Origin of the sequence: Bacillus sp. GbtcB10, assembly GCF_019091365.1 — a bacterium.
Taxonomy (GTDB): domain Bacteria; phylum Bacillota; class Bacilli; order Bacillales; family Bacillaceae; genus Bacillus; species Bacillus altitudinis.
In genome coordinates, this window is sequence record NZ_JAGXJP010000108.1 from 1 (window position 1) to 277 (window position 277).

The 277-nt window shown below is 38.6% G+C and carries 1 protein-coding gene; it reads left to right on the forward strand.

Annotation, left to right across the window (positions count from 1 at the left end):
* Nucleotides 1-277, forward strand: a 277-nt coding sequence (locus KVT11_RS19800) for a PfkB family carbohydrate kinase (protein ID WP_217609140.1), incomplete at both ends; no start/stop codon positions are given.

The following is a 277-nucleotide window of genomic DNA, read 5'->3' on the forward strand; positions in this document are numbered from 1 at the left end:
CAAAAATGTAGTAGTTGACCCTGTTATGGTATGTAAAGGTGCTGATGAAGCATTACATCCTGAAACGAATGATTGCTTACGTGACGTTCTTGTTCCAAAGGCATTAGTTGTCACACCAAACTTATTTGAAGCTTACCAATTAAGTGGCGTAAAGATTAATTCTCTTGAAGACATGAAAGAAGCAGCGAAAAAAATCCATGCTTTAGGTGCGAAATATGTCCTAATTAAAGGCGGTAGCAAGCTTGGTACCGAAACTGCAATCGACGTCCTATATGAT